General features: G+C 68.4%; 1 protein-coding gene. It reads left to right on the forward strand.

Annotation, left to right across the window (positions count from 1 at the left end; translation table 11 throughout):
- Window positions 1-219 precede the first annotated feature (219 nt).
- Window positions 220-1,584: a 2-oxoadipate dioxygenase/decarboxylase HglS gene (hglS, locus tag ACJ7C5_RS17605; RefSeq protein ID WP_094000598.1), complete on the forward strand. Its 1,365-nt coding sequence runs from the start codon at window positions 220-222 to the stop codon at window positions 1,582-1,584.
- The last annotated feature ends 67 nt before the right edge of the window (window positions 1,585-1,651 follow it).

Genomic DNA, 1,651 nt, shown 5'->3' on the forward strand with positions numbered 1-1,651 from the left:
CTGCACATGCGTTAATGCCGGCCGGTGCCTTTTTGTGGTGGGTGCGAACCTTGGTTCGCACGCCTTTTGCTCCTTCCCCCCCAAACCAGTGCGAACCAAGGTTCGCACCCACCAGGCCTACCGGGCTGGGCGCCATGTTGCTCTGCATATCGCCGCCGCGCCGCGCTCCGGCGACAATACGGGTTCGAGCTGTTCCCCGTTCCCGTAATCGAGTGACTGATGAGCGCCTCTTTCGTTTCGCCTGATGTGATCCGCCGCCTGTTCGCGCAGGCCATGTCCCGCATGTACCGCACCGAAGTGCCGCTGTACGGCACGCTGGTGGAACTGGTGGAGCGGATCAACGCGCAGGTGCTTGACCAGGACCCGGCGCTGGCCGCGCAGCTGCAGCGCAACGACGAGCGCGCACGCCTGGATGAAGAACGCCATGGCGCGATCCGCGTCGGCACCGTGCAGGAACTGGCCACGCTGCGCCGCCTGTTCGCGGTGATGGGCATGTATCCGGTCGGCTACTACGACCTGTCGGTGGCTGGCGTGCCGGTGCACTCCACCGCGTTCCGGCCGCTGACCGGCGCCGCGCTGGCGCAGAACCCGTTCCGCGTGTTCACCTCGCTGCTGCGCCTGGAGCTGATCGAAGACGAAACCCTGCGTGCCGAATCGGCGAAGATCCTTGCACGCCGCCGCATCTTCACCGAGGGCGCGCTGGCGCTGATCGACCAGGCCGAGCGTGATGGCGGGCTGTCGCAGGCCGATGCCGAGCGCTTCGTCGATGAAGCACTGGAAACCTTCCGCTGGCACGGCGATGCCACCGTCGACCTGCCGACCTACCACGCGCTGCACAACGCGCATCGCCTGGTGGCCGACGTGGTCAGTTTCCGTGGCCCGCACATCAACCACCTGACCCCGCGCACGCTGGACATCGACGCCGCGCAGGCCGCGATGATCGAGCACGGCATGGCCGCCAAGGCGGTGATCGAAGGCCCGCCGCGCCGTGCCTGTCCGATTTTGTTGCGGCAGACCAGCTTCAAGGCACTGGAAGAAGCCGTGCATTTCCCGGACAGCGAGGGTGGCGATGCCGGCACCCATACCGCGCGCTTCGGCGAGATCGAACAGCGTGGCCTTGCCCTGACCCCGAAGGGCCGCGCGCTGTACGACCAGCTGCTGTCGCAGGCACGCGATGCCGGTGGCGAAGGCAGCACCGGCGGCGACTATGGCCAGCGCCTGCAGGCGGTGTTCGCCAGCTTCCCGGATGACCACGACACGTTGCGCCAGGAAGGCCTGGGCTACTACCGCTACCAGCTGACCGACGCCGGCCGCGCCGCGCCGGAGCGCGTGGCTGATCTGCCGGCCGAAGTGCTGGTGGCCGCCGGCCTGGCCACCGCCGACCCGATCGTCTACGAGGATTTCCTGCCGGTCAGTGCCGCGGGCATCTTCCAGTCGAACCTGGGCGGTGAAGAACAGCGTGCCTATGCCGCGCATGCCAACCGTGAGGCTTTCGAGCAGGCGCTGGGCGTGGCGGTGAATGACGAGTTCGAGATCTACGAGCGGCTGCAGGCTGAGTCGCTGGCGGCGCTGCGCACCGCGTGAGGGTAGAGCCGGGCGCGGGGCCGCGGGTGTGGGGGGCCCGGCCCCCGCCCGGGCAAACCCCAGACCC

Origin of the sequence: Nocardiopsis yanglingensis, from assembly GCF_045809185.1 — a bacterium.
GTDB classification, from domain to species: domain Bacteria; phylum Pseudomonadota; class Gammaproteobacteria; order Xanthomonadales; family Xanthomonadaceae; genus Stenotrophomonas; species Stenotrophomonas yanglingensis.